This is a genomic window from Sphingobacterium sp. BIGb0116, assembly GCF_024808035.1.
In the GTDB taxonomy this organism is placed as follows: Bacteria; Bacteroidota; Bacteroidia; order Sphingobacteriales; family Sphingobacteriaceae; genus Sphingobacterium; species Sphingobacterium paramultivorum.
This window is the reverse complement of sequence record NZ_JANUDT010000002.1, coordinates 119,599-140,642: the sequence shown is the minus strand read 5'-3', so window position 1 is coordinate 140,642 and position 21,044 is coordinate 119,599. Positions and strand designations below refer to the sequence as shown.

At 39.2% G+C, this 21,044-nt stretch carries 25 protein-coding genes; 14 read left to right on the top strand and 11 right to left on the bottom strand.

Annotated features, from left to right (window positions below):
• Positions 1-26 precede the first annotated feature (26 nt).
• The 5 genes from M2419_RS06985 (at position 27) to M2419_RS06965 (ending at position 3,927) form a co-directional block, all read left to right on the top strand.
• On the top strand, positions 27-887 hold the full coding sequence (locus tag M2419_RS06985) for a fumarylacetoacetate hydrolase family protein (protein WP_075992861.1): 861 nt from the start codon (positions 27-29) through the stop codon (positions 885-887).
• A gap of 149 nt (positions 888-1,036) precedes the next feature.
• Positions 1,037-2,056 carry a methionine ABC transporter ATP-binding protein gene (locus M2419_RS06980; RefSeq protein ID WP_259254606.1) on the top strand — a complete coding sequence of 340 codons (1,020 nt, stop codon included), beginning with the start codon at positions 1,037-1,039 and terminating at the stop codon, positions 2,054-2,056.
• Positions 2,049-2,702: a methionine ABC transporter permease MetI gene (metI, locus tag M2419_RS06975; protein ID WP_159726428.1), complete on the top strand. Its 654-nt coding sequence runs from the start codon at positions 2,049-2,051 to the stop codon at positions 2,700-2,702. The genes M2419_RS06980 and metI overlap by 8 nt, the downstream gene beginning before the upstream one ends.
• Before the next feature lie 15 nt (positions 2,703-2,717).
• A complete protein-coding gene (gene metQ / locus M2419_RS06970) occupies positions 2,718-3,530 on the top strand; it encodes a methionine ABC transporter substrate-binding lipoprotein MetQ (RefSeq protein WP_088161762.1) in 813 nt (270 codons plus the stop codon).
• On the top strand, positions 3,508-3,927 hold the full coding sequence (locus M2419_RS06965; protein ID WP_259254605.1) for a YchJ family protein: 420 nt from the start codon (positions 3,508-3,510) through the stop codon (positions 3,925-3,927). The genes metQ and M2419_RS06965 overlap by 23 nt, the downstream gene beginning before the upstream one ends.
• 189 nt (positions 3,928-4,116) lie before the next feature.
• Here the strand turns inward: M2419_RS06965 and M2419_RS06960 are convergent, their stop codons facing one another.
• The 4 genes from M2419_RS06960 to M2419_RS06945 all read right to left on the bottom strand — a co-directional run bounded on the left by M2419_RS06960 (position 4,117) and on the right by M2419_RS06945 (position 6,927).
• The gene (locus M2419_RS06960; RefSeq protein WP_182331854.1) at positions 4,117-4,545 is read right to left on the bottom strand and encodes an alpha/beta fold hydrolase; all 429 of its coding nucleotides are present in this window, start codon (positions 4,543-4,545) and stop codon (positions 4,117-4,119) included.
• A gap of 51 nt (positions 4,546-4,596) precedes the next feature.
• Positions 4,597-4,755, bottom strand: a complete 159-nt coding sequence (locus M2419_RS06955; protein WP_182331852.1) for a hypothetical protein — start codon at positions 4,753-4,755, stop codon at positions 4,597-4,599.
• A 209-nt stretch (positions 4,756-4,964) separates the two neighbouring features.
• Positions 4,965-6,401, bottom strand: a complete 1,437-nt coding sequence (locus M2419_RS06950; protein WP_075992868.1) for a dicarboxylate/amino acid:cation symporter — start codon at positions 6,399-6,401, stop codon at positions 4,965-4,967.
• 175 nt (positions 6,402-6,576) lie between these two features.
• Positions 6,577-6,927: a 4Fe-4S dicluster domain-containing protein gene (locus M2419_RS06945; protein ID WP_046672889.1), complete on the bottom strand. Its 351-nt coding sequence runs from the start codon at positions 6,925-6,927 to the stop codon at positions 6,577-6,579.
• Between the two features lie 156 nt (positions 6,928-7,083).
• Between M2419_RS06945 and M2419_RS06940 the strand changes: the two genes are divergently transcribed.
• The 6 genes from M2419_RS06940 to M2419_RS06915 all read left to right on the top strand — a co-directional run bounded on the left by M2419_RS06940 (position 7,084) and on the right by M2419_RS06915 (position 11,810).
• Complete coding sequence (locus tag M2419_RS06940; protein WP_259254604.1) at positions 7,084-8,097, top strand: acyl-CoA reductase; 1,014 nt, start codon at positions 7,084-7,086, stop codon at positions 8,095-8,097.
• A 55-nt stretch (positions 8,098-8,152) separates the two neighbouring features.
• Complete coding sequence (locus tag M2419_RS06935; protein ID WP_070561119.1) at positions 8,153-8,356, top strand: fructose-6-phosphate aldolase; 204 nt, start codon at positions 8,153-8,155, stop codon at positions 8,354-8,356.
• A gap of 5 nt (positions 8,357-8,361) precedes the next feature.
• The gene (locus M2419_RS06930; protein WP_046672892.1) at positions 8,362-9,042 is read left to right on the top strand and encodes a cell division ATP-binding protein FtsE; all 681 of its coding nucleotides are present in this window, start codon (positions 8,362-8,364) and stop codon (positions 9,040-9,042) included.
• Positions 9,043-9,194: 152 nt separating this feature from the next.
• A complete protein-coding gene (locus M2419_RS06925; RefSeq protein WP_046672893.1) occupies positions 9,195-9,746 on the top strand; it encodes a nucleotide exchange factor GrpE in 552 nt (183 codons plus the stop codon).
• A gap of 10 nt (positions 9,747-9,756) precedes the next feature.
• The gene (dnaJ, locus tag M2419_RS06920) at positions 9,757-10,911 is read left to right on the top strand and encodes a molecular chaperone DnaJ (RefSeq protein WP_046672894.1); all 1,155 of its coding nucleotides are present in this window, start codon (positions 9,757-9,759) and stop codon (positions 10,909-10,911) included.
• Between the two features lie 311 nt (positions 10,912-11,222).
• Positions 11,223-11,810 carry an outer membrane beta-barrel protein gene (locus M2419_RS06915; RefSeq protein ID WP_153844710.1) on the top strand — a complete coding sequence of 196 codons (588 nt, stop codon included), beginning with the start codon at positions 11,223-11,225 and terminating at the stop codon, positions 11,808-11,810.
• A 73-nt stretch (positions 11,811-11,883) separates the two neighbouring features.
• Here M2419_RS06915 and M2419_RS06910 read toward each other — a convergent pair whose 3' ends face one another.
• Positions 11,884-12,657, bottom strand: a complete 774-nt coding sequence (locus tag M2419_RS06910) for a C40 family peptidase (RefSeq protein WP_259254603.1) — start codon at positions 12,655-12,657, stop codon at positions 11,884-11,886.
• Positions 12,658-12,730: 73 nt separating this feature from the next.
• Between M2419_RS06910 and M2419_RS06905 the strand changes: the two genes are divergently transcribed.
• On the top strand, positions 12,731-13,204 hold the full coding sequence (locus M2419_RS06905; protein ID WP_120334088.1) for a universal stress protein: 474 nt from the start codon (positions 12,731-12,733) through the stop codon (positions 13,202-13,204).
• A gap of 81 nt (positions 13,205-13,285) precedes the next feature.
• Here M2419_RS06905 and M2419_RS06900 read toward each other — a convergent pair whose 3' ends face one another.
• Genes M2419_RS06900 through M2419_RS06875 form a run of 6 tightly spaced genes read right to left on the bottom strand, consistent with a single transcriptional unit; the run spans position 13,286 to position 19,513 of the window.
• Positions 13,286-14,461 (bottom strand): RsmB/NOP family class I SAM-dependent RNA methyltransferase, encoded by a 1,176-nt coding sequence (locus M2419_RS06900; protein WP_259254602.1) that lies wholly within the window; start codon positions 14,459-14,461, stop codon positions 13,286-13,288.
• Positions 14,462-14,468: 7 nt separating this feature from the next.
• Entirely contained in the window at positions 14,469-15,752 is a 1,284-nt protein-coding gene (locus M2419_RS06895) for an ABC transporter substrate-binding protein (protein WP_159726413.1), read from the bottom strand.
• On the bottom strand, positions 15,709-17,259 hold the full coding sequence (guaA, locus tag M2419_RS06890; protein ID WP_159726411.1) for a glutamine-hydrolyzing GMP synthase: 1,551 nt from the start codon (positions 17,257-17,259) through the stop codon (positions 15,709-15,711). Before guaA ends, M2419_RS06895 begins: the two co-directional genes overlap by 44 nt.
• Positions 17,260-17,301: 42 nt before the next feature.
• Complete coding sequence (pyrF, locus tag M2419_RS06885; RefSeq protein WP_153844715.1) at positions 17,302-18,138, bottom strand: orotidine-5'-phosphate decarboxylase; 837 nt, start codon at positions 18,136-18,138, stop codon at positions 17,302-17,304.
• A gap of 23 nt (positions 18,139-18,161) precedes the next feature.
• On the bottom strand, positions 18,162-18,755 hold the full coding sequence (locus M2419_RS06880) for a TlpA disulfide reductase family protein (RefSeq protein ID WP_159726407.1): 594 nt from the start codon (positions 18,753-18,755) through the stop codon (positions 18,162-18,164).
• 14 nt (positions 18,756-18,769) lie between these two features.
• The gene (locus tag M2419_RS06875) at positions 18,770-19,513 is read right to left on the bottom strand and encodes an RluA family pseudouridine synthase (RefSeq protein WP_159726405.1); all 744 of its coding nucleotides are present in this window, start codon (positions 19,511-19,513) and stop codon (positions 18,770-18,772) included.
• 83 nt (positions 19,514-19,596) lie between these two features.
• On the opposite strand from M2419_RS06875, the gene panB reads away from it, so the two are divergent.
• Both panB and M2419_RS06865 read left to right on the top strand, forming a co-directional pair.
• Positions 19,597-20,412, top strand: a complete 816-nt coding sequence (gene panB / locus M2419_RS06870) for a 3-methyl-2-oxobutanoate hydroxymethyltransferase (RefSeq protein ID WP_088161770.1) — start codon at positions 19,597-19,599, stop codon at positions 20,410-20,412.
• A gap of 9 nt (positions 20,413-20,421) precedes the next feature.
• Positions 20,422-21,024 carry a hypothetical protein gene (locus M2419_RS06865; protein WP_145326891.1) on the top strand — a complete coding sequence of 201 codons (603 nt, stop codon included), beginning with the start codon at positions 20,422-20,424 and terminating at the stop codon, positions 21,022-21,024.
• Positions 21,025-21,044 lie beyond the last annotated feature (20 nt).

Here is a 21,044-nt window from a genome sequence, read left to right as displayed (position 1 = left end):
GGACAAAATCCGTATATTTGCGGCTTATGAAGATTTTTAGATATGGCGCAAAGGGCTCCGAAAAAGCGGGAGTCATTTTAAACGAAAAGAAATATGATGTTTCAGAGGGAAATTTTCAATACAACCGCGATTTCTTTGCGGATATTGCAAATTTGGAAAGACTTCAAACATATATAAATGAAAAAGGCGACACGCTTAAAGAGATAGCCGACGACGAGCGTATCGGTACACCATTGGAAGCTCCGTCCAAAATACTTTGTGTAGGGCTTAATTTCGATGATCACGTCAAAGAAACCAAATTGCAACAAGCTTCAGAGCCTATCGTATTTATGAAATCTGTATCTGCATTCAATGGCCCTTTTGATGGAATCACCCTTCCGAAGTTCTCTGTAAAATCTGATTGGGAAACCGAATTTGCCATTGTAATTGGGAAAAAAGCTTCTTATGTTACTGAAGAAGAAGCTTTGGACCATGTGTTTGGCTATGTGCTACACAATGACGTTACAGAGCGTGAATTTCAGATCGAGCGTGGCGGAACTTGGGATAAAGGTAAAGGATGTGACACTTTCGCTCCTATTGGCCCATTTATAGCAACCAAAGATGAATTCACAGATATTGATAATTTAAAAATATGGCTTAAACTCAATGGTGAGCTTATGCAAGATGGCAATACAAGTGATTTTATCTATCGTGTGCCCAAACTGATTTCTTATTTAAGCCATTTTATGAGCTTACTTCCAGGCGACATCATTTCCACAGGATCACCTGCAGGATCTGGCATGGGCAAATCCCCACAAAGATTCCTGAAAGATGGCGATATCATCGAATATGGCATCGATGGACTCGGATCTGCAAAACAAGTGATTTCAGCTTATCAAGCGTTGTAAAAAACATATATCTGGGTTCTTTCATTCTTTTTCGGTCTGAAAGAACCCATTTTCTTTCACTTGATTTTATTTTATCCCTGGCATTTGTGTACATTTATATCAACATCATCCATTTGTCCAACTAAAATTGCTAAATCCCTACAGGGTCAATGATTCAACTAAACAACATATCCAAATCTTTTGAGGTAAAAGCGACACGTATTGATGCCTTAAAAGACATCTCACTGTCTATCGAAAAAGGTGAAATTTTTGGTGTAATAGGCGCTTCCGGAGCCGGGAAAAGTACTTTGATCCGTTGCGTCAACCTTTTGGAAAGACCAGACAGTGGTCAAGTAATTATAGAAAATGACGACTTGATGTCACTATCTTCCACTGGTCTTATGTTGAAAAGAAGAAAAATTGGTATGATTTTCCAGCACTTCAACTTACTATCATCACGAACAGTGTATGGAAATATATCCTTCCCGCTCGAACTTGAAGGTAAATCGACAGAATTTATCAGCCAAAAAGTGTTGGAACTATTGCGTTTGGTCGGGTTGGAAGACAAAGCCGACGTGTACCCTGCAAATCTCTCCGGAGGCCAAAAACAACGTGTTGCTATCGCGCGTGCATTAGCCAATGATCCTTACATTCTACTTTGCGATGAGGCCACAAGTGCCTTAGACCCCGCAACTACAAAATCCATCCTCAAACTGCTAAAAAAAATCAATAAGCAGCTTGATCTCACGATATTGTTGATTACTCATGAGATGGATGTTATAAAAAGTATTTGCGATCAGGTTGCCGTATTAGACCACGGAGAATTGATTGAAACCGGCCCGGTAGAATCAATATTCGCCAATCCTCAGGAAACAACAACTAAAAACTTTATTCAGTCTTCACTTGAAGTTGAAATTCCACTAAGTTTTCAGGAACGCTTAAAAAGCGCTGGAAACCCACTCGTAGAGATCTATCTAACTTCAAATGAAGAATCCATCCCATTTATACAGCATTTGGAACAACAATATCAAGTCAAGACAAATATCATTACCGCTCAAATAGATTATATCGGCGAAATGAAATTTGGTGTTATATTGGCCGAACTATCGGGTGAAAAAGAAAATGTAACGCGTAGTCTATCTTTCTTAAAAGAAAAGCATTCACAAACTAAAATATTAGGCTATGTCTGATCAGGTATTTAATCTTCTGCTATCGGGTACTTTAGAAACCCTAACCATGACTTTCCTATCAGGCTTCTTTGGTTTTGTCCTAGGTCTCCCACTCGGGATATACCTGTTCTTGACCCGAAAACATCAACTGCTCGAAAACAAAGCCATGCACCAACTTGTTTCATTGCTGGTGAATGTGTTTAGGTCTATCCCCTTTATCATACTTATCGTATGGATGATTCCGTTTACACGCAACGTTGTCGGAACATCAATCGGTATGGCCGCAGCATTGGTTCCCCTGAGTATAGGCGCGGCCCCATTTATAGCAAGACTTGTGGAAAATAGTCTTCTGGAAATTCCAAATGGCCTGATTGAAGCCGCAAGAGCAATGGGTGCAAATGCACAACAGGTAATTTTCAAAGTTTTGCTTCCGGAGGCTCTTCCCTCACTAGTAAACAATGCGACAATTACCTTAATAACACTTGTTGGTTACTCCGCGATGGGCGGTGCTGTAGGTGCCGGTGGACTTGGACAGATTGGCTATCAGTATGGATATGTCGGATATGATACTTTTATCATGAATTCTGTTCTAATTTTATTAATTTTAATAGTATTCCTGCTACAATATACAGGAGATTACATCTCAAAAAAAGTAAACCATCGTTAACATAAATTATATCATATGAAAAAATTGAACTATGCATTTGCAATCTTAGCCTTCAGTCTCGTATCGATTGTGGCATGCAATAACAGAGAAAAGAAAGAGAATATCCTCAAAGTCGGTGTTGTTTCCGGCCCAGAAAAGGAGCTTGCGGAGACGGCTAAGAAAGTTGCAAAAGAAAAGTTCAATCTTGATGTTGAGTTAGTGGCTTTCAACGACTATGTCGTACCTAATGAAGCCTTAAATCAGGGTGATATCGATGTAAACGTATTTCAGCATCAGCCCTATCTACAAGAGCAATCCAAACAACGCGGTTTCACGAAATTAACCATTGTCGGAAATACGTTTGTATTTCCCATTGTTGCCTATTCAAAGAAAATAAAAACAATTACAGAGTTACAACCGGGAGCCGTTATTGCCATCCCTAATGACCCTACCAATGGTGGACGCTCTCTTTTACTTCTCCAACGCGAGGGAATTATCGGTCTAAAAGAAAATGTAGGTATCCAACCTAAAGTAACAGATATAGTAAGCAATCCTAAACAGGTTAAGATCATAGAGATGGAGGCTCCTCAGCTACCTCGTGTTCTTGATGATCCTCAGGTTACAATTGCCATCATCAACAATAGTTTCGCCTCTCAGGCTGGGTTAGATCCCGAAAAACAAGGCTTATTCACAGAAGATAAGGAATCGCCTTATGTTAATCTGATTGTTGCCCGCTCAGATAATAAAAACGATGAGAAGGTGCAGCAGTTTATTCAGGCGTATCAGTCACCGGAAGTCGAAGCGACCGCAAAAAAAGTCTTCAAAAATGGCGCTATTAAAGGCTGGTAAAATTTTAAACATTCAAGTGATAGAATCAGGTCAATTATGCCCTTGTGGCTCTGGCAATACCTATGGGGAATGCTGCCAGCAAATTCATCGTTTCCATGCCAAAGCAACCACAGCAGAGGCATTGATGCGCGCACGTTATAGCGCCTTTGTGACACAACAGATCGATTTCCTATACGATACGTTCCATCCCTCAACACGACGGTTCCAAAATAAACAGGCAATCGGACAATGGGCGCGGGAGAATAAATGGATGCAACTCTCTATCCTTAAATCTACATTCCACACTGTCGAGTTTGAAGCACATTACCTGGATCCACAGCTGGAAGTTCAAATTCATCATGAAAAGTCTACTTTCAAAAAACAAGGTGATTTATGGTACTACGTTGATGGACGTTGATATAAAATATTTCGCTTGCAAGCTATTGTAAAGGATCCCAGGCCGTCAACAACAGCTTGCAAGCAGCTTTTTATTTTATAAAAAAAATATAGCATCAACAAAGGCTTTATTTTTGCTCGTAATACAAGACATGCCCACCTTCGATGAGCACATTTCTTTGGTGCGGAAATTGAAATTTTCGGTAGTGATTCACCCCAATAGCATAATCCTTTTTACCCACAATGACCAAAACTGGCACTTTAATCTCTTTTGCTTCTGGCCTAAAATCTTCGCTGAAAGTGCTCGCCTTGCCAATGAAAAAGTTGCCAAGATGGAATCCCTGGCCACAACCTTGAAGTTGCTGTGGATTAATTGGTTAACATGCCCTATCTGATCTTCCAATGAACTATTGAGGTCCAAAGTCGAATTTGCCAATATTAAACCAAACAAATGATCTGGATATTTTTTCGCATAATTTACAGCGATTACCCCACCAAAGGAATGCGCCAATAGATAGATTCTTTCAACCCCTAGAGCATGACGAATAGCTTCAATGTCTTCTACCATGCGTTCTAACGAATAATTTCCACTAGTCGACACCTCAGACCTTCCACAACCTCGCTGGTCCAAATACACCATCTTTAGCCACTTTTCAAAACCACGACCTCCCATCTCCTCAAACGACTTACTCTAGGCTCTTGGCCCTCCATGTACGAAGATACAGACCGGACCATTGCCAGCAGACTTCGCAAAAAGCTTGACCCCATCCTGGGTTTCAATATAAGCAGATGAATCCCGATCGACAGCAGTCGTCTTTGTTTGAGCGAATGCCATATTGATCGTAATCATTACACAAAAAAATAAAATATAGATTGTCTCATTTCCCTGTACGGATTTGGTTTAAACTTCTATTTGGTTTAAAGAACGGTAGTTATTGCGCTAAATATAATAAATAGGCATAGCAAAATCATCAACATGAGCTAAAGACAATAAAAAAAGCAGTCTCAACGGGATGTCAAGACTGCTTTTCTTCAACGAATATTCGTCAGTTATTTCTATTAGATTGCCTCTTCAGTATCTTCGCGGTAAGGAGCTTCTTCATCAAACTCGCCCTCCCATTTAGCAACAACAACGGTTGCCAAACAATTTCCGATTACATTGACAGAAGTACGCGCCATATCCATGAGTTCATCGATACCTAAAATTGCAGCAATGACAAATGTTGGTAAGCCAAACTGATCCGCTGTTGCAATCAAAATAATTAATGAAGCCCTTGGGACAGCAGCAACACCTTTAGAGGTGATCATCAATGTAAATGCAATCATTAATTGATGTCCAAACGACAAATGGATACCAGCCGCCTGAGCGACAAAAATCGCAGCCAATGATAAATAAAGTGAAGTACCATCCAAGTTAAAACTATATCCTGTCGGAATTACAAACGAAACAATCTTACGTGGTACACCAAATTTCTCCATCGCGCTCATTGCTTTCGGTAATGCCGCATCTGAGCTTGTAGTGGCAAATGCAATCGAAACAGGTTCCTTAATCGCATTAATAAAACGTTTCACAGGTATTTTTAGATAAAGTGCTACCGGAAGAAGAACCAGACATAAAAAGCACACTAAAGCAAAATACAGCGTCGCCAAAAGCATGAAAAGATTCTTTAGGATATCGACACCGAGATGCCCCACCGTGTAGGCCATAGCGGCACCAACCCCAATAGGCGCAAAGTACATAATCATGTTCGTAAACTTAAACATCGTTTCAGACATACTCTCGGTAAAATCAACCAAGGGTTTACGCTTTTTCTCATCTACCATTGCCAATCCAATCCCAAACAAAATTGAAAATACAACAATCTGTAAAACTTGATTATCGGCTACAGATTTGACGATATTTTCAGGAAACAAGTCGCGTATAAAAGAAGTGAACTTATATACAGGATGCACATGGTCCGGAAGTGTTTTGAGGATATGCTCATCCATACTTTCCTTTGCTACAGGGAGTTCTTCATGTGGCATATGTGCAACATCAACGCCCACTCCTGCCCGAGTCAGATTTATAGCACCTAAACCAATAAAAATAGCACATGTCGTTGCGCAAAAGAAATAAAGCATAGATTTCCATGCCATACGTCCCACCTGTTTCAAATCAGAATGGCCTGCAATTCCATAAACAAGCGTAGAAAAAAGAATCGGTCCCACAATCGTCTTGACTAACTTGATAAAACCTTTACTCAAAGGTTGCAGGGAAATCGCTAAATTTGGAAAATCCAACCCGACAAATATCCCCATAATCATACAGGTCAAAATCCAGGTCGTCAAATTTTTCTTAAAGAGCGCATTTACAACCAAAACGGTAGCAACTATCCAACGGACAGCCATTAGAAATTCATGCGAAAAGCCTACAACATCAAATTCGTATAATACAGCAATGATACAAGCTAATGTAACTGTGATCAGGGTAATCAACCCTATTTTGGTTTTTAACATTTAAAAGATTTTAATGGTCAAAAGAACAAAAATAAAAAAATACTATGCTTTTGCAAATATTATTATTCCAAATAGCCAAGTTTCGCAACAAAATATCGATTTCGCCAAAATAGAAAGACACAAAAAAGGCAGGAAAATTTCTTATCCTGCCTTATATTTTAACGGAGTACTAAATTTATTCCGCGTGTAACCAAGCTTTTTTCGCTAATAGCTCATCGTTCGATTCACGTACATCTTCGTCATCCACACAACAATCCACAGGGCAAACCGCTGCACATTGAGGCTCATCGTGGAAACCTACACATTCTGTACATTTATCTGAAACAATATAATAGACTTCATTAGAGATTGCTTCTTGAGACTCGTTGGCATCTAGTGTAACACCATCGCCAAAATCGATAACCCCATCCAAAGCCGTCCCGTCTGAGAATTTCCAAGTTACACCAGCATCGTATATTGCATTATTTGGGCATTCCGGTTCGCAAGCACCACAGTTAATGCATTCGTCTGTAATTTTAATCGCCATTTATAACCTCACAATTATGATAAATAAACTATTTTTGCATTATCAATATGAAACAAAGTCTGATTGAACAATAAGGCTAGTTGATTCACGTTGATTAATGTTAACAGCACAAATATAATACAAATTTGTGTATTCATCTTTTAAAATTTTAATATTTTGACAAAGCAACAACGAATAAATGCATTTGTAAAATTAGGCGAACAGCTGCAAAAGCGCCCTGAAGATTTGATTCAAATCATTCAATTCGCCCAACATAAAAACCCTTGGTATACCCCTCAAAATGTTGAACGCGCCATTCAAGCCATTGCTGCCAATTTGACAATAGAAAAGCTGAATCACTGGTTGGCGCCTTATCCAGATCTTCATTCAACGAAAATTGTAGGTTTAATTCTGGCCGGCAATATTCCATTGGTTGGCTTCCATGATATCCTATCGGTACTGATCAGCGGCTTTACCGCAAAAATCAAAGTCTCATCGGACGATGCAGGATTGACAAGCTATGTGCTCAACCTTCTTAAACAAATTGACCCATACTTTAATGATGCCTGTGAAATTGTTGACATACTAAAAGATTTCGATCTGGTTATTGCAACAGGCTCTAACAATAGCTCCCGATACTTTGATTACTATTTTGGCACCAAACCACATATTATTCGTCGCAATAGAAATAGTATTGCCGTTATCGGTGGCCAAGAATCTCCCAACCAGTTGGAATCACTGGGACACGACATCTTTGATTATTTTGGGTTGGGCTGTCGCTCTGTATCAAAGCTATTTATTCCAAAAGATTACCCAATAGCACACTTCTTTGAAGGTATCGCTGCTTTTAACAGCATAACAGAGCATTTTAAATACAATAACAATTACGACTATAACAAATCCATCTACCTGATCAATGGCGACAAGCATTTTGATAATGGATTTTTATTGCTCAAAGAAGATGAGCGCACGGCTTCTCCCCTTGCTGTGGTTTATTACGAAACATACGAAACACTGGCTGAAGTTGAAAATAAGCTCAAACTAGCGCAAGAAAACATCCAATGTATTGTTTCAGAAATAGCATTAAATGTGCCGTCGCCGGTATTTCATTTTGGAGAAAGCCAATGCCCTGCTTTAGATGATTTTGCTGATGGCGTGAATACACTGGATTTTTTATTCGCAAACCAATAAGCTTCCTTTAAATTCATAGTAAATAAATTGCATTAAAAATACTAACTTTGAAATCATGTATATCATTAAAGTAAAAGGTGTCGCCAAAATCCCTGATTATGTTCAATTAAGAGATGATGCCTTCACCTTGCTGGCATATTTTAGAGTCGACCGCCCAGATAAATCACTCGATAAGATTGGATTAGGAGAAAAGGCAGAATATATCATGCAACTGGTTAAAGAAATGCCTTTTGGGCAAATTAAAAAATTAGAATTTTAGCTTCCATGATTGAAAATAAAGTAATTACATTAAAAAACGTTGATATCTTCCAACAAAAACATTTGGTATTGTCCAATGTCAATTTAAACATTGGTAAAGGAGAGTTTATTTATCTTATCGGTCAGTCCGGTAGTGGAAAAAGTAGTTTACTAAAAATCATTTACGGCGATTTATACATCGGCAATGGTGAGGGAATGATTGCGGGCTTTGATCTTAAAAAGCTGCACGAAAATGATGTTCCCTACCTGCGTAGAAAATTGGGTATTGTATTCCAGGATTTTCATCTTTTATCCGATAGAAGCATCGAGAAAAACCTCGAATTTGCACTGAAAGCAACAGGCTGGAAAGATAAGAAAATGATCGATAGCCGTATATTGGATGTACTGGAAAAAGTTGGACTTCGTTCCAAACTTAAGAAAATGCCGCATGAACTTTCTGGCGGTGAACAACAGCGTATTGTAATTGCCCGCGCATTGCTAAATAACCCCGAAATTATTCTGGCAGATGAGCCTACCGGCAACTTAGATCCTGCTACATCAGAAGAAATCGTCTTATTATTACGTGACATTGCCAATTCGGGAACAGCTATTTTAATGGCAACCCACGATTATACTATTATCCGTAATATGCCATCCCGCATCATCAAAACCGCCGATGGGGTATTACAGGACAATGTCAGTATCTAGACGGAAAACTGACATATAAAAAATGAGATTCCGACAAATTGTTAGGCTTTTTTAATAAAATCTGACAAGCTGTCGGAATTTTATTGTTTGGCAAAAACTTTGACAAACGAAGCATAGAGTAAATTTTTGAATCTAATTTTAGCATTGAAGATATGAATGAGCAAGATAATTATTACGATGAAGGTCAAGATCCAGTAGAAACAAATTCTTCTGAACAACAAGAACAGCCTGCGGATAATATAGCAGAAGAACTGTCTACTGAAGAGAAATTGGCTGCAGAATTGGCAGAGGCAAAGGATAAATACATTCGTCTTTCTGCTGAATTTGACAATTATAGAAAACGTACAAGCAAAGAACGTGTTGAATTGATTCAATCAGCGGGAAAAGATGTCATCAGTAAGCTATTACCTACACTAGATGATTTTGACAGAGCATTAACAGCCATGGAAACAGCGACAGATGTTGAATCTGTAAAAACAGGAATGGATATTGTTAACAACAAATTCAGACAAACGTTGTCGCAATTGGGGTTAAAGGAAATGGAAGCTACAGGCCAAGCCTTCGATCCTGAATTACAAGAAGCTATCACGGCAATTCCTGCACCCACAGCAGAATTAAAGAATAAAGTAGTGGACGTGATCGAAAAGGGGTACTACTTAGGTGACAAAGTGATCCGTCACGCAAAGGTAGTTATAGGTCAATAATATTAAGACGATGTCAAAAAGAGATTATTACGATATACTTGGTGTCTCGCGATCAGCGGACGAGAAGGAGATTAAATCAGCATATCGCAAATTGGCGATAAAATACCACCCGGATAAAAATCCTGGTGATCATGAAGCTGAGGAACAGTTTAAGGAAGCTGCTGAGGCATACGATATCTTGAGCAATCCACAAAAACGTCAACGTTATGACCAATTTGGCCATGCCGGTAATTCGGCAAGTGGTGGCTTTGGCGGTGGCGGCGGTATGAATATGGAAGACATATTCAGCCAATTTGGTGATATCTTTGGTGGAGGACATCCATTTGAAAGTTTCTTTGGCGGCGGAGGTGGCCAGCGTGGTGGCCGTCGGGTAGCTCGTGGAAGCAACTTACGCATAAAAGTTAAATTAACACTCGAAGAAATTGCCAAAGGCGTCGAGAAAAAGGTAAAGGTTAACAAACAAGTGGTCTGTCATTCTTGTGACGGATCTGGTGCTAAAGATAAATCTTCTTTCCATACCTGTAAAACCTGTGGGGGATCCGGATCTGTTAGAAGAGTAACAAATACCATCTTAGGACAAATGCAAACAACAAGCACTTGCCCTACTTGTAATGGTGAAGGCGTTGAAATTACGGCAAAATGTACAACTTGTAGAGGTGAAGGGCTCGAACGCGGTGAGGAAACTATCGCAATCAATATCCCTGCAGGAGTAAGTGAAGGCATGCAACTTTCCATGAGTGGAAAAGGAAATGCTGCTCCGCGTGGTGGTGTTCCAGGAGATTTAATTATCCTGATAGAAGAAGTACCACACGAAAGTTTAAAACGTGACGGACTAAATGTGATCTATGACCTATACATTAATTTCGTAGATGCGACCTTAGGCACAAGCGTTGAAGTTCCTACAATAGATGGAAAAGCGAAAATCAAAATTGAGCCCGGTACACAAGGTGGTAAAATTTTACGGTTAAAAGGAAAAGGTATTCCTGAAGTCAACTCTTATCACAAAGGGGACCAACTTGTATACGTTAATATCTGGACACCAAAAGCCGTATCTAACGAAGAAAAAGAATTATTGAACAAACTGAAAGAATCGCCAAACTTTAAACCTCAACCAGGTAAAAGTGAAAAATCATTCTTCGAGCGAATCAAAGAATATTTCGATTAAAATCGGTCTTTCAAATACAAAAAAAAGCCATTTGTCCGCTGTTGACAAATGGCTTTTTTTTATCTTCTTACTTGAAATTGACAATTGAAAACAAAAAGTCAGCTTAATATCATTATTGTTAAATAGAAACGATAAAAATAAAAATACATCAAATTTTAATTAATTGAACCACTATTATTTACAATAATGACAAAACATCTAGACAATCTAGTGACAAAAAATCAAAATAAGATTTCGATATTTGACTAACAAATTTAAAAAGTCAGGAAGTAATTACTGGCGCATTAAAACAAACTATTAAATAAAAAGACATGAAAAAAGTTTTACTAACATTAACTGCCATTGCAGGTTTAACAATAGCAGCAAAAGCTCAAACTGAACAAGGAAAAATTATGGTTGGTGGTCAAATAGGATTCGAAACTTCTAAAGTGAAAGATACAGACTATAAAAACAATTCATTCTCTATCAACCCAACAGTTGGTTACTTTGTAAGTGACAACTTGGCAATTGGTACTGGAATCGGTTACAATTGGGGCAAAACTGAATCAGACAAAAATAATAGCGTTAAAAACGATGCTTTTCAAGTTTCTCCTTTTGCCAGAAAATACACTGCAAACGGCCCAGTAAGATTCTTTGCTCAATTGTCAGTTCCGATGGCATGGGGTACAACAACCACTGAAGTAAGTAACGTAGAGTCAAAGAATAAATTCGAATCATATGGTGTTGAATTGGCTCCAGGTTTAGCTTACTTCCCAACAAGCAAAATCGGCATCGAATTAAAAGTTAGAGGTTTATACTACAACTATAATAAAGATAAAACTCATGACGTTGCAGTAAATACATTTGGTTTGAATGTAAACTCACTAGCGCCAACTTTAGGTGTACAATTTCACTTCTAGTCGATAAGGAGTTTATCAATAGAAAAGGCTATAATTTACTTATAGCCTTTTTTATATCCCTAATAACCATACATCATACATAACGCTTAACAATCCGGAGTTTGTGTGTATAACGACCGAGTTCTGCATTAAAAATACCCTCTGAATCCATCCGATCAACACGGACTTTCGCTGAGGCATGGATAATCGTATCGCGATCCAGCATAATCCCTACATGGGTAATCCTTCCTTCGGCATTGTCAAAAAAGGCCAAATCGCCTACTTTTATTTCTGAAATAAAATCTACAGTCTCCCCTTTTTCAGCTTGCTGATAAGCATCACGAGGCAAGGAAAGATCAAAACAACTATAAATCAATTGGGAGAAACCGGAACAATCAATCCCCCATTGCGAACGCCCGCCCCATAAATAAGGGGTGTCCTTATAACTCAAAGCCAATCGCGACACCTCAGTCTCAAATTGATTTCTAGTAAACGGATTGATACTACCTTGATAAGTTAATCTCAATGGAGATAAATTGACAGTATTCTCTGCATCTAGGTAAAGCTTGGTTCCATGACAGAGCTGAAATTGTGCGGTATCAGTAAACAGAATTCCCCCTTCCCTTCCAACGATAATTGGTGTTCCGGTCAGATAATGTTGCATATCCAAGTCGTTTAGTTCCTGAAACTGCCCGTTTTGAATCCAGCCTAAATAGTCCGTTTCCAACAGACGTATTGATGTCCAATCGGCCTGTTCATCAAGGATCTCAAAATGTTCACCAAACAATACCTGAGAAACCATCTCACTACGGTGTGCCTGTTCTAAACGTAACGGAACGAGAGCTAGTGTACAAATACCATATTTCATGTGCTAAACAAAACAAAATCGTCAAAAATGTGATTATATATTATATGACGAAGATAAATTAATTATAGTAGAAATGGAGAATACAAATTCAAAATTCAAAAGGATACTCGTCGCTGTTGACGACGAACCATGCTCAGAAAAGGCTATACTATATGCCAAAGAAATGGCCGCGGTATTTGGAGCCTCCATAGCGCTTGTCACTGTTGTTCCCCCTACTTCTCCGGCCAGCTTTGGTGCGGACCCGCTATTAGGTCAGCAACCCATCATCGTTCCAGAAGTATCGGAAATGGAACAGGATAATGCACAAAAATATCTTGAGAAAATAAGCCGCGAATTTACAGGTGCAGGCGAAGTATATCTTTTTAATCGAATCGGATCCATTAAAGAAGAAATTCTGGCTGCGTCCCATGAGTGGTCTGCAGATCTTATTATTATGGGGACCAATGGACGGACGGGCTTTGATCACTTTATTTCCGGCTCAGTATCCGAATCAGTCATTCGTAAATCTACCTGCCCTGTGCTCGTTGTTCCAAGTAAATGTGACTGATATTAAACGATCCATATTTATAAAAAAAGGCTATTTTTTCCAATGAAAAAATAGCCTTTTTGCTTGTATTATATATATAAATTACTTTTTAATCAATCGCGCCACAAACATACTATCCGCTTTCTCTTCATAACCTTTCAAATAGTCCATACGTTCTATTTCAAAACCAAAATTATCTACAATGTAATTGACAACATCTTCGTTTTCTGCTTTAAAAATAGAGCAGGTTATATAAATCAAAGGCTTGCCCGCTTTAACATGCCCCACCACATTACTTGCAATATTCTTTTGTAGTGCATTGAATTCGGCAATCTTAGCGGCCCGAAACTGTCTAACCATTTCTGGTGTACGCCCCCAGGTTCCTGATCCAGTACAAGGCGCATCCAATAACACCCCGTCAAATCGTTCGCTCCCAAGAATTGCGAAGCTATCCTTGGTAAGATCGAGTATTTTTTTTCGGTAATGCTTTATTCCGGCACGGTCAAAACGTTCATCGAGATTTCGGAGAATACTCATGCGAACATCGGATACTAAAAGATTAACAGTTGGACAAGCATCCATCAATAAGAGCGATTTGCCACCCGAAGCAGCACATGCATCCCACCATGATTCTCTTTCAGCGGGCTCCATATAATCCAAAGTGCGTTGCGAAGAAAGATCCTGCACTTCTATCATCCCTTCCAATGTGTCAAATCGTTGCAAGGATGTTCCATTATTCAAAGCGATAGTCTGATCGCCAATCATGGAATAAGGAATCTGATTGTTATCCAAAATAGCCCACACGATCTTTGTCTTCCCGCGTTTCACCCGAATATATAAGTTGGGCTGGATCAACTGGCTCTCTAAAAATTGCACCAAGTCAACCTCTTCAGAAATATAATCCGCAAATGGAAAGAGATCATTCAGTTTAAAAACACCTTCAGACGTTAGAAATGCGATTTTGTCTTTCAGCGGCAGATGGAGTTTATCACTATAGGAAGGCTCAAAAAGGGCCACCAAAGGACTTTCCTGTTCACATAGAAATTCCGCAAGCACCAATCTACGCTGTTGTGACAACTGCGAAGCCGCCATTCCCAGACGAAAATAATTATAACATAAACGGGAGGTAGACTTCCGGTCGGAAGATCCCATTTGCTTGTTCAACTTAAAAAAAGTAGTCAAATAACGCGAAAATGGTTGGTCAGCTTCAAAACCATCCATTGCCCGCTCAAAATTACGTATTTGTTGATGAACACGTCTTTCACTGAATTCAGCCATTCAAAGATTATTTTCTTTCAAATTTTTTGTTGTGATAAACCATTATACCCAAAGCTCTATTAGCATAGCCCCATTTTGGATAAAACTCAAATTTGTAATCGCTATTCAATCCCGAAAACTTATCTTGCGTCATTCGGCTAACATAATCCACGCCGTATTTGTGGATCAATCGACCGAAATACAATGCCGCATCATAACCTTTATAAGAAAACTCGGATGGATCCACTTTATAAGCCGATTTATAATTTCCAATAAATTTTCGGGTATCACTATCACTCTCATTCACTAAGTTGGAAGAGGTAATAGTAAGTCCATAAAAATCCATATTTTCGAAATTCTCAAACGAAAGCTTAGCCATATTTGGATGTCCGTATAACTTAAATTGATTACCAGGATTCAAAAAGCGTTCGTCCATATTATCCAATAGGGCTTTCACAAGATTCTTATTGGCGGTACCACTTACAATATGATTTGAACCGGTCAATACAAGACTGTTATCCAGTTCGGCAAGATTATAAACCGTTTTTACTTTTGCCTGTGCATTAGCCTTTGAAACTTCGCTAACAAAACTGACTAGAAACTGCTTACTTTCATCGTCACCGGCATCATATACGACGATCTGATCACCTGTATAGTACTGGTCAGCAACATATTTTGCTAATGTTTCTGCGTGTGTACGAATAGAAGGTGTGATGGAAACCAAATTGGGTAGGCTAAATTCAGAAGCCATAGTCGCCGCCAACGGAGAAACTTGTAACACATTCTTGTTTGCAAATGTTTGCCCAAAGCTTTTTATCTCACGAGGATATACCGGACCAACCACAAGTACGGCATCTTTGACATTCGCCGAAGTCCCTAAGGTCGCATTATAAGCAACATTGTCTCGAGAATCAATTACTTGTAGATCAAATAAAGCCCCCTCTTTGGCAATTTTGTCAAGGCCCAACTGAAATCCCTGATAAAAATCAAGTGCCAAGGAAGATCGCTCCACATCTTCTTTTGTAATCGTCCCGGCAATACCACTTAACTCGAATGGTAATAGCAAGGCGATGCGATTATTTTTCACAGCATGGCCGTTGACATCCTGGATATCCCCCACTTTGGCAATGGTCTTATCTTTGTCAACTGCTGGTTTAGTCACAGCAGTTTGCTGTTCGCCTTGACCAGAGGAAGGCGAACGCAATACTGTGCTTTTTTTGGTTGTGCAGCTTGCAAGACATAATGCTACAAGTGCCGCAACCCATATTTTATTCCCACTCAATTGTAGCGGGCGGTTTTGAACTGATATCATATACAACTCTGTTTATTCCTTTCACATGGTTGATAATTTCATTTGAAATTTTTGCCAACAGGTCATATGGTAAATGTATCCAATCCGCAGTCATTCCATCAAGAGAACCAACTGCACGTAAGCTAACAACATGCTCGTAAGTACGCTCGTCACCCATTACGCCTACAGAACGCACTGGCAAGAAAATTGTACCAGCTTGCCATACTTTATCGTACCAGCCAGCTTCCTTCAGATTATTGATAAAGATCGCATCAGCCTCTTGTACAATACGTACACGCTCAGGTGTAATATCACCTAAAATACGAATTGCCAAACCTGGTCCAGGGAAGGGATGTCTGCCTAAAATTGCCTGATCCACTTCTAAAGCTTTTCCTACTCTTCTTACTTCATCTTTAAACAACGTTTTAAGTGGTTCTACGACTTTCAATTTCATGAAATCAGGTAAACCACCAACGTTATGGTGTGATTTGATTGTTGCTGAAGGTCCTTTCACTGAAACCGACTCGATAATATCTGGGTAAATTGTTCCTTGTCCCAACCATTTCGCTTCAATTCCTTCAGGTAATTCCTTTTGGATTTCTTTTGCAGCTTCATCAAAAACATCAATAAATGAATTACCAATGATTTTGCGTTTCTCTTCTGGTTCAGAAACCCCAGCTAATCTACCATAAAATAAATCCTTGGCATTTATTCCTTTAATATTTAACCCCATATTTTTGTAAGAATCCAACACCTGCTCGTATTCATCTTTACGAAGCAGACCATGATCTACGAAAATACAATGTAATTTTTTTCCGATTGCTTGGTGCAACAATACTGCTGCTACTGTTGAATCTACTCCTCCTGACAAAGCCATGATAACGTGATCGTCACCCAATTGCGCTTTCAAAGAGGATACTGTTGTTTCAACAAATGCGTCTGGTGTCCAATCCTGTGCACAACCACAAATGTTTACAACGAAGTTTTTCAATAAGATAGCCCCATCAGTACTATGTGTTACTTCCGGGTGGAATTGTATACCATAGGTGCGGGTACCTTTTACTTGATAAGCAGCAACACGAACTTTATCCGTACTTGCTATAATGTCAAAATTTGCAGGAACTTCTTTGATGGTGTCTCCATGTGACATCCATACCTGCGATTGAGTTGGTACTCCTGCCAATAATTCATTCTCACTATTGACAAACTGCAGATTTGCACGACCATATTCACGGATTTCAGAAGGTAATACTTCACCACCTGATTTTTGAGCAATGTATTGTGCTCCGTAACAAACTCCTAAAAGTGGGAAACGATCCTGAATAGCGACAAAATCAATTTGCGGTGCATCTTCTTGTCTAACAGAATAAGGACTTCCTGAAAGGATAACACCTTTTACGGAGTCATCAAAATCCGGCAATTTATTGAACGGGTGTATCTCACAATACACATTTAGTTCTCTGACACGTCTAGCGATCAACTGTGTGTATTGAGACCCGAAGTCTAGAATTATAATTTTTTCTGGCATGCTGCAAAGGTAAGTATTACGAATGAATTATTAAATGTCAAATCAGGAAATAATGCCTGCTTTTAACAGTTCTACTTCCATTTCTTTCTGTAGAATTAGGGCTTCCTCCCGCGCTCTTTCAGCGAAATCACGTCCTTTTGAAGCATAGATAATTCCCCTTGTGCTGTTTACTAAAAGTCCACAATCTTTGTTCATACCAAATTTACAAACATCTTCAAGCGAACCTCCTTGCGCCCCCACTCCCGGCACCAATAAAAAATGATCTGGTGCATGTTCCCTAATTTTGATAAACCCCTCTCCGCGTGTTGCTCCGACAACATACATCAAATTGTCAGGTGTCCCCCAGGTATTAACTTTATCGATCACCTGTTCGAACAATTGCAGCCCTTCTTTGTTTTCAAAATTTTGAAAGTCCAAGCTACCCTCATTCGATGTCAAAGCAAGTACGATTGCCCATTTATCGTTAAAATCCAAAAATGGTGTCACCGAGTCCTTCCCCATGTAAGGTGCGATTGTAATACTGTCAAATCCAAGACCAGACGTCTTTTCATCAAAAAATGCCATTGCGTAACGTCCCGACGTATTGCCAATATCCCCCCTTTTTGCGTCAGCAATACTGAAACAATCCTTTGGTAATGCAGCCCAGGTTTTTTGAAGCGATTGCCAGCCTTTGATTCCATAACATTCATAAAACGCAATATTGGGCTTATAGGCAACGCATAAATCAGCTGTTGCATCTATGATAGCCTTATTGAAGCTATAGATGGGATCCTCATCATCTAAAAGATGCTCCGGGATTTTGGTGAGGTCTGTGTCTAATCCGACACATAAAAATGAGCGTTTCGCTTTTATTTGATGAATAAGTTCTGCTCTTGTCATGCTATATTTAGAGATCTTAAAAATTATTTATTGATTAAATCTTGAATAAATTTACCTACATCAGGGCTCGAATAATCCGCCATACCTTCATGCCGTGTGGCCACCTTTCCTGCTTTGTCCAATATCACCGTTGAAGGAATAGATCCCGAGAGCCATTCTTTTGGAATATCGCTGTTTGGAAAACTGATTGGCAAAGTCAGCTGCTGTCCTTTCACGAAGGTCTCGGCCTTTGCTTTGTCGCCCTCAATCTCCACAATCAAAAACACCATATTGGGATTATCTTTATAACGATCATATAACACATTGATCGAAGGCATTTCTGCGCGACAAGGTGCACACCACGTTGCCCAAAAATTAATAAAAACCACTTTGCCCTTCAAATCCGCTACTTTTACGGTGTCCCCAAGCTGGTTAACAAACGACACATGCGCGAATACATCGGGCGGAGTCGTCACAACGAACTCTTTAGAAGTCGACGGAACCTCCAACTTCGGCTTGAAAAAGCCTATTTTCATTAAAAATTGCTGGAAATAACTTCTACTTGTTGGCCAAATCAACAAACCGATGAGCAGTACAAATACAACGTTTCCGATTATCTTTTTTGTCTTCGGACTCATAGGTAATCCCGCTATTAAGAATCAAACTTATCCAATAGTTTCAACAACGTCGCGAAATCCTTTGGATAAGGTGCCTCAAAAGCCATCTTAACTCCGTTCAATTCAAACTCAACATGTTTTGAATGTAGTGCAAAACGCTTCATAATAGGCTGTTCCTCTTCATCTTTGGACAATGTATATCCTCTTTTCTTAATTTGGGACAAATACACAGGTTTACCGCGATACATGTCATCCCCCACAATAGCGGCATGTTGTGTCGCTAGGTGAATACGGATTTGGTGCATACGTCCTGTAATGGGTTTACATTCCACTAAGGTATAGTTCTTGTAGTATTTGATCGAATTGAAGATGGTCTCTGCTGGTTTGCCGTTTGCACGATCAATAGATACATTTTTATTACCTTGGTTCAAGATGGGCAAATCGACAAGCAAATCCTGAAAAGTATGTGTACCTCCTATGATTGCATGATAAATCTTATTCACCTTTCTTTTTTCAAATGCAATGGAGATTGTACGGTATGTTTCTGGATTTTTTGCAATTAATAAAATACCCGAGGTCTCTTTATCCAGGCGGTGGCACACCTGTGCATCAGGATGATATTTCTTCGCCAAACGAAGAATATTGACCTCCCCACCCTCACGTTCATCTAAAGAAGCGATAAACGGCGGTTTATTGATAACAATCAAATTTTCATCCTCATGGATGATTAATTCTGAAAATTTGGGAAATTTAAATAGACGATTCTCATTTTGTATCATTTTGCAAAAATACAAAACACAAGGCAGAATATTGGTCAATGTATGATAAAAAGCTTACTTTTGAACACACAATATAAGTTAAGATGTCTGTAAACAAAGAAATGAAACGAGTAAGCACAGCAATGCTGCAAGCCATGAAAGAACGTCAGGAAAAGATTTCTATGCTTACAAGCTATGATTACTCCATGGCCAAAATGGTAGATCAAGCTGGTGTTGACGTTATTTTGATTGGAGATTCCGCTGCCAACGTATTTGCTGGCTACGAAACTACCTTGCCTATCACCCTAGATAATATGATCTACCATGCCGCTGCCGTTGCTCGGGGTACCGAGCGTGCCATGGTATTAGCAGATTTGCCATTTGGATCTTATCAGGGCTCTGCCAATGAAGCTTACAATGCAGCTGTACGCATGATGAAAGAATCAGGTGCGCACGCATTAAAACTCGAGGGAGGACTTGAAATCATCGAAAACATCAAAAAAATCATTGCCGGAGGAATCCCTGTATGTGGACACTTGGGCTTGACTCCCCAATCCATCAATAAATTTGGAAATTTTGGTGTGCGGGCAAAAGAAGAACAAGAAGCCGCTAAATTAATAGAAGATGCACTCGCTTTGCAGGAGGCGGGCTGTTTTGCAATTGTTCTGGAAAAGATACCGGCAAAATTAGCTAAAACAGTAACCGAAAAACTAGCGATTCCAACAGTTGGTATTGGGGCTGGGCCGGATTGCGATGGACAAGTCCTTGTGATTAACGACATGCTTGGAATGAATGCCGACTTCAAACCAAAATTTATGCGTCATTTCGCTAATTTGCACGAACAAATCACAACAGCAGTAGCAAATTATGTGGCCGAAGTAAAAGCAGTACAATACCCGAACGAAGACGAACAATACTAGAAGAAAAATATGCGATTTTTGATCATTGGGCTTATTGTTCTTATTGCTTATCTGATGATACGCAAAAAATTCAATCTATTTGGGTTTACCGAGGATATGTCCAGAAATTTAAAATCAGGTTTTCAGTTGATTGAAGCTTCATCTCCAGTCATCCAGGCAAATCTAAAGAAGAGTGTTTCCAATGCCGTTATGGGGATTATCCTCATTTTGATCACCGTGTTGCTGTTCATGAAGATAAAAATTGTCCTGTTCCTGCTTCCGATTGCCTTTTTCTTGTTGGGCTATCTCTTTCTGTTCAACAACCACTTTAGTAAGCTCAAAAGCCAACAAATATGGTACAATGCGAAAACCAATGAGGTTTTTATTGAACAGCTAAAAGGAGAAAATTATGCTTTTAACATTTTTAAGGACATAGAAGCTGTTCAGAAAATCGAATCAATTCAAACAACCAAAGGTTTATTATACGGCTACTACCGTATCAAGTTAAAGAACAAAATATTGGAAATCCCCTATTTAGTCGCTGAAAACAGGCCCGTTAATAATTTATTTTTCGACACGATTAACCAAAACTTCAACGTAGCTATTCAAAAACGTATTTTTCCAATTATTTAAAAATGAACAGGTTGAACATC

Bases quoted from the DNA above. Each gene is read 5' to 3' on its own strand.
- M2419_RS06985 (WP_075992861.1), top strand. From the start codon at position 27: ATGAAGATTTTTAGATATGGCGCAAAGGGCTCCGAAAAAGCGGGAGTC.
- M2419_RS06980 (WP_259254606.1), top strand. From the start codon at position 1,037: ATGATTCAACTAAACAACATATCCAAATCTTTTGAGGTAAAAGCGACA.
- metI (WP_159726428.1), top strand. From the start codon at position 2,049: ATGTCTGATCAGGTATTTAATCTTCTGCTATCGGGTACTTTAGAAACC.
- metQ (WP_088161762.1), top strand. From the start codon at position 2,718: ATGAAAAAATTGAACTATGCATTTGCAATCTTAGCCTTCAGTCTCGTA.
- M2419_RS06965 (WP_259254605.1), top strand. From the start codon at position 3,508: ATGGCGCTATTAAAGGCTGGTAAAATTTTAAACATTCAAGTGATAGAA.
- M2419_RS06960 (WP_182331854.1), bottom strand. From the start codon at position 4,545: ATGGTGTATTTGGACCAGCGAGGTTGTGGAAGGTCTGAGGTGTCGACT.
- M2419_RS06955 (WP_182331852.1), bottom strand. From the start codon at position 4,755: ATGATTACGATCAATATGGCATTCGCTCAAACAAAGACGACTGCTGTC.
- M2419_RS06950 (WP_075992868.1), bottom strand. From the start codon at position 6,401: ATGTTAAAAACCAAAATAGGGTTGATTACCCTGATCACAGTTACATTA.
- M2419_RS06945 (WP_046672889.1), bottom strand. From the start codon at position 6,927: ATGGCGATTAAAATTACAGACGAATGCATTAACTGTGGTGCTTGCGAA.
- M2419_RS06935 (WP_070561119.1), top strand. From the start codon at position 8,153: ATGTATATCATTAAAGTAAAAGGTGTCGCCAAAATCCCTGATTATGTT.
- M2419_RS06930 (WP_046672892.1), top strand. From the start codon at position 8,362: ATGATTGAAAATAAAGTAATTACATTAAAAAACGTTGATATCTTCCAA.
- M2419_RS06925 (WP_046672893.1), top strand. From the start codon at position 9,195: ATGAATGAGCAAGATAATTATTACGATGAAGGTCAAGATCCAGTAGAA.
- dnaJ (WP_046672894.1), top strand. From the start codon at position 9,757: ATGTCAAAAAGAGATTATTACGATATACTTGGTGTCTCGCGATCAGCG.
- M2419_RS06915 (WP_153844710.1), top strand. From the start codon at position 11,223: ATGAAAAAAGTTTTACTAACATTAACTGCCATTGCAGGTTTAACAATA.
- M2419_RS06910 (WP_259254603.1), bottom strand. From the start codon at position 12,657: ATGAAATATGGTATTTGTACACTAGCTCTCGTTCCGTTACGTTTAGAA.
- M2419_RS06905 (WP_120334088.1), top strand. From the start codon at position 12,731: ATGGAGAATACAAATTCAAAATTCAAAAGGATACTCGTCGCTGTTGAC.
- M2419_RS06900 (WP_259254602.1), bottom strand. From the start codon at position 14,461: ATGGCTGAATTCAGTGAAAGACGTGTTCATCAACAAATACGTAATTTT.
- M2419_RS06895 (WP_159726413.1), bottom strand. From the start codon at position 15,752: ATGATATCAGTTCAAAACCGCCCGCTACAATTGAGTGGGAATAAAATA.
- guaA (WP_159726411.1), bottom strand. From the start codon at position 17,259: ATGCCAGAAAAAATTATAATTCTAGACTTCGGGTCTCAATACACACAG.
- pyrF (WP_153844715.1), bottom strand. From the start codon at position 18,138: ATGACAAGAGCAGAACTTATTCATCAAATAAAAGCGAAACGCTCATTT.
- M2419_RS06880 (WP_159726407.1), bottom strand. From the start codon at position 18,755: ATGAGTCCGAAGACAAAAAAGATAATCGGAAACGTTGTATTTGTACTG.
- M2419_RS06875 (WP_159726405.1), bottom strand. From the start codon at position 19,513: ATGATACAAAATGAGAATCGTCTATTTAAATTTCCCAAATTTTCAGAA.
- panB (WP_088161770.1), top strand. From the start codon at position 19,597: ATGTCTGTAAACAAAGAAATGAAACGAGTAAGCACAGCAATGCTGCAA.
- M2419_RS06865 (WP_145326891.1), top strand. From the start codon at position 20,422: ATGCGATTTTTGATCATTGGGCTTATTGTTCTTATTGCTTATCTGATG.